The sequence below is a fragment of the Salinisphaera hydrothermalis C41B8 genome, assembly GCF_000732535.1.
GTDB classification, from domain to species: domain Bacteria; phylum Pseudomonadota; class Gammaproteobacteria; order Nevskiales; family Salinisphaeraceae; genus Salinisphaera; species Salinisphaera hydrothermalis.
Window position 1 is genome coordinate 1 of the sequence record NZ_APNK01000068.1, and the last position, 6,416, is coordinate 6,416.

A 6,416-nucleotide genomic window follows, 5' to 3' on the forward strand; every position below is an offset into this window, starting at 1 on the left:
TTCCCAGGACCGCCGGAGCGCCGCTTGATCAAGTCTCCATACACCAGACTTGCATATAGCTCCGTTATAACTCTCTCGCGTAGAACCACTACGCCACGCTCGCTACGCCTCGTCTTGCCGCAAAACAGCGCTTGGCGCGGACTCGCACGAAACCTCAACACACCCTAGTGCCCCGCCCGTAAGATTCCAAAGAATGAATGCCATGACCTCGTCCCATACCGAGCCGATGCGCTGTAAATGGGCGCAGAGCGATCCGCTTCTGGCGGCCTATCACGATACGGAATGGGGTGTGCCCGAGACCGATGCACGGGCGCTGTGGGAAAAACTCATGCTCGACGGGTTTCAGGCCGGGTTGTCGTGGCTGACGATCCTGAAGAAACGGGAGGCGTTCCGCCGAGCGTTCGTCGATTTCGATCCGGCGCGTGTGGCGCGATTCGATGCCGCCGACGTCGACCGGCTGCTGGCCGATCCCGGCATCGTGCGTTCGCGTGCCAAGATCGAGGCCGTTGTCGGCAATGCCCGCGCCTACCTCGATATGCAGGCGGCGGGCGAAGACTTCGCCGATTTTGTCTGGTCGTTCGTCGACCACCGGGTGCAACAGGGCGACGGGCATCACGTGCCGACCGAGAGCGAGCAATCGCGCGCCCTGGCGCGCGCGCTCAAGCGACGCGGCTTCAAGTACGTCGGCCCGACGATCGTGTATGCATGGATGCAGGCGGTCGGCATGGTCAACGACCATGCCCTTGAGTGTTTCTGTCGCGATCGCGTCTGACGTGTTGCACGATTTCGGCGGATGCGTGCTCGGCTGCCGGCACGCAAATAGCGCAAACAAGTCCGCTGCGGAGATCAGAGCGCGGGCTTTTCAAACGGCGTGAACTCCATTGGTGGCCGTATTTCGGTCGGCGCCGCCGGCCGGTCCCCAGGCGTGTTGCGTCGGCAAGTAGCTGTATAGTCAAGCTATTACGTGAGCCGCGCTATCGTTAGTTTGCGCACCATAACCTTTGCCTATCGGAGGCATTAAACTTTAGTCGTAACTCTGGTCTTGCAATGCCGAGTTTTGACGGCAAACTAGCCGGCGTACGACAAAAGTATTAGTCGATAGCGAGGTCAAAATCATGACGCATCGGAATCTCTTTCGCAGCATTGCTCTTACCACCGGCGCGGCCCTGATGGGGCTGGCGGGCGCCAACGCTCAGGCCCACGTTGCTGCCGGCAACTATCAGACCCACGTCCTGCCGAGCACCACACGGCATACGGCGAGCATCCATCACGCGCAGACCAACAAGCACTATGCTCGCGTTGCCGAGCAGAACAGCCAGGTGGAAGCCGGCAACTACCAGGACCACGTCGTCCCGCATGCGACGCGCCGTAATGCCGACCAGCTTCGGGCTGGCGACAACGCGGTGCACCACGAAGTCGCGATGTCCGACTCGGCCGAACGTCGATAAACGACTCGACATCTGCACGGGCGATTCATCGCCTGGAAAGCCCGGCCATCAGGCCGGGCTTTTTTTTGGATCTTCGAGTATTAGCGGGGCCGATGCAAAACCGGATCATGGCCACAGCTGGATGGTTAGCTGGGCCGCGATGCCACGGTTTGTGGAATAGGCTACGCCTCGACGTGAACCGGCGAAGCCGGCGCCGCGTCGGGTGCTCTTCTCTTGGTTACATCCGCGAGCAAGCAAGAGAAGTGACTCGCGCTGCAGCGCGACACCAAAGCCGGGGAAGACCCGCAGGTTAGACTGTTCGAGTCCGAGTTCGGCGGTGCTGACCCAGTGTATGGCTGAGTCGTATCTACCCATGCCTGAACCCCGGGACTCGCCGGAATCATGGCCCCGCGAATCCGCGATAAGCTTTTTTTGCGTATTACGTTGTCGTCCGCCGGCTGTTCGGAGGGCCATCGGCTGGTCGTACGCGGCACGCGTGACAGATCTGCGGCGTTTCCAGCAGCCGGATCCGGACAGGGGGCACGACCGCCGGGACGGTTCCGTCGTCGGCGCCGCCACCGCCGGTGATCGCTAGCCGTACAATCGGGCCGGACGACGCCGGGCACTCAGCCGGCTGTGGGGCCGTCAGCCACGTCATACGATGGATGCATGTCGCCCCAAGCGATTTACAGCGCGCGTGAACCGGCGGCGAGCGCGCCGTCGGCCGGAGCATCGCGGGCTAAGCGGGCGCGATAACCGCTGGGTGTTTCCCCAGTCGCGGCCTTGAAGCAACGGGAAAAATGGCTGGGGCTTCGGTAACCAAGGTCGAGGCAGATTTCGGTGATCGACGCCGAGGTGCGGGCGAGCAGGTCCCGGGCTCGATCGATGCGTAGCCGCTGTTGATATTCGCCGGGCGTACAACCGATCTCGCGCTTGAACTGTCGATAAAGCTGAGCCTTGCTCATACAGGCGGAACGGGCGAGTTCGGTGCAATCGAGTGGTTGTGCGAGATTGTCGCGCAACCACTGCAGGGCAGCGGCCAGACCGTGTTTGGGCCGGCTATCGGTCTCGATCTCTTCCAGCAGCAGCTCGCGTGTCTGCGTTCGCAGCATGCGCATGATCAGTTCGTCGAGGGCCAGATCGATCATGGCGTCACGATCGGGATGATCGTCGCAATACAGAGATATCAGCCGTTCGAGCAGCGCCTGGGTATGGATGCCGTGAGGCATGTGCAGGGCGCGGGGTACGTAATCCCAGCTCGGGAGTTCGTTGTCACGTGGTTGGCGATGGTTAAGCAGGTCGCAGACCCGGGCGACCTGCGTGCGCTCGATCTCGACCGTCATGCATGTGGTGGGCGAATCCAGGCGGGCCTCGGGAAAATCGATATACACGCGCTCCCCCGGCGCCATGACAAAAGATTCGTGGGGCCGGAATTCGCAGGGCTTTTCGGTGGCGCCGTGCATGATCTTGCGTCCCGTGATCATGCCGCAATACAGCAGATGGTTCGACGATAACGCGACCCGCGTCGCCGGATAATAAGTGTCATAAATCGACAGCTGCGAGTTCTCACCCGCAATCGCCACCCGATTTTCGATAAGTTTGATCGGATTATCGCGACTTTGCAGCGAAGTATTCGAGAGCATCGATATCATCTCGTCGTGACCCGGCAATTGAGACTGGGGGGCAAGCGTTTGCGATTGTCCGACAAGTCGGCACCCCGCGATCGCGCTAGCGTGAAATCACGCCGCAAGTTGCGATCCTTTTTCGAGAAATCACGAAAAGCCGAGCGAGTGCCATTATGCTTTATGCTAATCCCGGCCAGAACGATGCCCTGGTCCGCTTCAACGAACGCTACGACAATTTCATCGATGGCGAGTGGCGGGCCCCGGCCGGCGGCCGTTATCTGACCAACGTCACGCCGGTGACCGGCGAGGCCTTCTGCGAGGTGCCGCGCTCCGACGCAGCGGATATCGACGCGGCGGTCGAGGCAGCCAGCCGGGCCGCGCCGTCCTGGGCGGCCACGCCGGCCACCGAACGCTCGCGGCTGCTGCTGCGGATCGCCGACCGGATCGAAGAGAATCTGGAGTCGCTCGCGGTCGCCGAGACCTGGGACAACGGCAAGCCGGTGCGCGAAACGCTGGCGGCCGATATGCCGCTGCTGGTCGATCATTTTCGGTATTTCGCCGGCTGCATCCGGGCCCAGGAAGGCTCGATCTCCGAGATCGACGAACAGACCGTCGCCTATCACACCCACGAGCCGTTCGGCGTGGTCGGCCAGATCATCCCCTGGAACTTCCCGCTGTTGATGGCCGGCTGGAAGATCGCGCCGGCGCTGGCCGCGGGCAACTGCAGCGTGCTCAAGCCGGCCGAGCAGACGCCGGCCTCGATCTGCAAACTGCTCGAACTCATCGGTGACATCCTGCCGCCGGGCGTGCTCAATGTGGTGCATGGCCTGGGCGCCGAAGCCGGTGCGGCGCTGGCCGAGCACCCCGGCATTGCCAAGCTGGCCTTCACCGGCTCCACGCCGGTCGGCAGCCAGATCATGGGCAACGCCGCCAAGCGCATCGTACCGGTGACGCTGGAACTGGGCGGCAAGTCGCCGAATGTCTATTTCTCGGATGTATTCCAGCGCGGTGATGCCTTCATCGACAAGTGCGTCGAGGGGCTGATGATGACCTTCCTCAATCAGGGTGAGGTCTGTACCTGTCCGTCGCGCGCCTTGATTCAGGAGGATATCTACGAGCCGCTGATGGAGCGCGCGATCGAACGTGCCCGCAACCTGCGCCAGGGCAATCCGCTGGATACCGATACCGAAATCGGCGCCCAGGTCTCGCGCGAACAGTTCGACAAGATTATGTCGTACATGGATATCGGCCGCGATGAAGGCGCCGAGCTTTTGCTGGGCGGCGGCAAGGCCGAGATGGCAGGCGAGCTCGCCGGCGGGTTCTATATCCAGCCGACCATGTTCAAGGGCCAGAACAGCATGCGGATTTTTCAGGAAGAGATCTTCGGCCCGACCCAGGCCATCGCCACCTTTGCCGACGAAGCCGAGGCCATCTCGATCGCCAACCACACCGAGTTCGGCCTCGGTGCCGGCGTGTGGACCGGCGATATCAATCGGGCCCATCGCGTCACCCGCCGCATTCAGGCGGGCCGGGTCTGGGTGAACTGCTATCACCAGTATCCGGCGCATGCCGCATTCGGCGGTTACAAGCGCTCGGGTATCGGCCGCGAGACGCACAAGCAAGCGCTCGAGCACTACCAGCAGACCAAGTGTCAGCTGGTGTCGTATTCGGACGAGCCGGCCGGCTTGTTCTAGGGCGTGTTGAGGCTTCGTGCGAGCCCGCGCCCGTGATGGTCCGAAAACGGGGAGACGCGGCCGCCAAGGGTTGGCGAACGGGTATGGCGGCTCGACACAACCGAGCGACAGCGACGGCTTGCCATCCAAGCCGTCGCGCCTCGTCGGATAAGAGCGGGCGCGGTGTCCGCACGAGAAACCCCAGGACCTTGGCCGCGCGTGTTCCGGCCAGGGACGCGCTCACAGCGTGTCAGATAAAAAACGAGAGGAGTGAATCATGAGAATGATGAAAGCAGCCGTTGTCCCCGCCTTCAAGGAACCGCTGGACATTCGTGAAGTGCCGGTGCCGGAAGTTGGCCCGGGTCAGGTATTGATGCGGGTTCAGGCGTCCGGGGTCTGTCATACCGATTTGCACGCGGTGGAAGGCGACTGGCCGGTCAAGCCCGAGCCGCCGTTCATCCCCGGCCACGAGGGCGTGGGCTTCGTTGATGCCGTGGGCAAGGGCGTCAAGCATCTCAAGGAAGGCGATCGCATTGGCGTGCCGTGGCTCTATAGCGCCTGCGGCTACTGCGAGCATTGTCTCGGCGGCTGGGAGACGCTATGCGAATCCCAAGAAAACGCCGGTTACAGCGTGGACGGCGGCTACGCCGATTATGTTCTGGCCGATGCCGATTATGTCGGGCATCTCCCGGACAAGAGCGATTTTCTGGAGATTGCCCCGATCCTGTGTGCCGGCGTCACGGTCTACAAAGGCTTGAAGATGAGCGAGGTCCGGCCCGGCCAGTGGGTTTCGATCTCGGGCATTGGCGGGCTCGGGCATCTGGCGGTTCAGTATGCCCGGGCGATGGGCATGCGGGTCGTGGCTATTGATGTAGCGGACGACAAACTGCAGCTGGCCGAGCGCCTGGGCGCCGAGTTGACCGTCAACGCGAAGAAACAGGATCCGGGGACGGTCATCAAGGAGGCGATCGGCGGCGCCCATGGCGCGCTGGTCACCGCTGTATCGGAAATCGCGTTCAGTCAAGCGCTCGAAGTGGTGCGTCGCGGCGGCACCGTCGCGTTGAATGGCTTGCCGCCCGGGAAATTCGATCTGTCGATTTTCGACATGGTGCTCAACGGCATCACGGTGCGCGGCTCGATCGTCGGCACCCGGCTGGATCTTCAGGAAGCGCTGGATCTGGCGGGCGACGGCATTGTGCGGGCCACGGTGAGCAGCGACAGGATCGAGAACATCAACGCCATTCTCGATCGCATGCGCGCGGGCGACATCGAAGGACGTATCGTCCTCGACATGCAGTAGTCGTCATTGGTGTTCGGGCCGCCGACGATCGGCGGCCCGAGCCGGGCCCTCGCCTCGCCGTTGCGAACGCCTGTTACTTCGTGTTGGGGCGGCGCGGCCCCGCAAGAACACAGCGATCAATCGTATTCCTCATGCCGTATGCGGGCGGCACGTCTCGGGGCCGTCGGTGCGCGAGGTTCGCCAGAGCGCGTCGCCGGGTGGTTGCGCATCCCGCGCTTAGCGCTCCTGGAATGGCGACGGGGGCGTTCAGGTCGATCGGGACAGCTCGCAACTCGAATGGCTCCGCGGGATCTGTTTCGAGGGCAAAGAACGGATGAATCACCGATATGTCCTAGGTGTCCAGTCCCGCCAACAACTGGTTTGGCGGATAAAAGAATGGCTGGGGATCTCG

The 6,416-nt window shown here is 62.5% G+C and carries 5 protein-coding genes; 4 read left to right on the forward strand and 1 reads right to left on the reverse strand.

Annotated features, from left to right (window positions below; genetic code table 11):
• The first annotated feature begins 202 nt into the window (after positions 1-202).
• Together C41B8_RS18950 and C41B8_RS18955 are read left to right on the forward strand one after the other, a co-directional pair.
• Positions 203-772, forward strand: a complete 570-nt coding sequence (locus tag C41B8_RS18950; RefSeq protein ID WP_037341908.1) for a DNA-3-methyladenine glycosylase I — start codon at positions 203-205, stop codon at positions 770-772.
• A 343-nt stretch (positions 773-1,115) separates the two neighbouring features.
• Positions 1,116-1,448 carry a hypothetical protein gene (locus C41B8_RS18955; protein ID WP_037341900.1) on the forward strand — a complete coding sequence of 111 codons (333 nt, stop codon included), beginning with the start codon at positions 1,116-1,118 and terminating at the stop codon, positions 1,446-1,448.
• A gap of 665 nt (positions 1,449-2,113) precedes the next feature.
• Here C41B8_RS18955 and C41B8_RS18960 read toward each other — a convergent pair.
• On the reverse strand, positions 2,114-3,070 hold the full coding sequence (locus C41B8_RS18960) for an AraC family transcriptional regulator (protein WP_051883790.1): 957 nt from the start codon (positions 3,068-3,070) through the stop codon (positions 2,114-2,116).
• Positions 3,071-3,225: 155 nt separating this feature from the next.
• Between C41B8_RS18960 and C41B8_RS18965 the strand changes: the two genes are divergently transcribed.
• Together C41B8_RS18965 and adhP are read left to right on the forward strand one after the other, a co-directional pair.
• A complete protein-coding gene (locus C41B8_RS18965; RefSeq protein ID WP_037341902.1) occupies positions 3,226-4,746 on the forward strand; it encodes an aldehyde dehydrogenase family protein in 1,521 nt (506 codons plus the stop codon).
• A 253-nt stretch (positions 4,747-4,999) separates the two neighbouring features.
• Positions 5,000-6,025 (forward strand): alcohol dehydrogenase AdhP, encoded by a 1,026-nt coding sequence (gene adhP, locus C41B8_RS18970; protein ID WP_037341905.1) that lies wholly within the window; start codon positions 5,000-5,002, stop codon positions 6,023-6,025.
• The last annotated feature ends 391 nt before the right edge of the window (positions 6,026-6,416 follow it).

Coding starts and splice junctions, on each gene's coding strand:
- C41B8_RS18965 (WP_037341902.1), top strand. CDS start 3,226: ATGCTTTATGCTAATCCCGGCCAGAACGATGCCCTGGTCCGCTTCAAC.
- C41B8_RS18950 (WP_037341908.1), top strand. CDS start 203: ATGACCTCGTCCCATACCGAGCCGATGCGCTGTAAATGGGCGCAGAGC.
- C41B8_RS18955 (WP_037341900.1), top strand. CDS start 1,116: ATGACGCATCGGAATCTCTTTCGCAGCATTGCTCTTACCACCGGCGCG.
- C41B8_RS18960 (WP_051883790.1), bottom strand. CDS start 3,070: ATGCTCTCGAATACTTCGCTGCAAAGTCGCGATAATCCGATCAAACTT.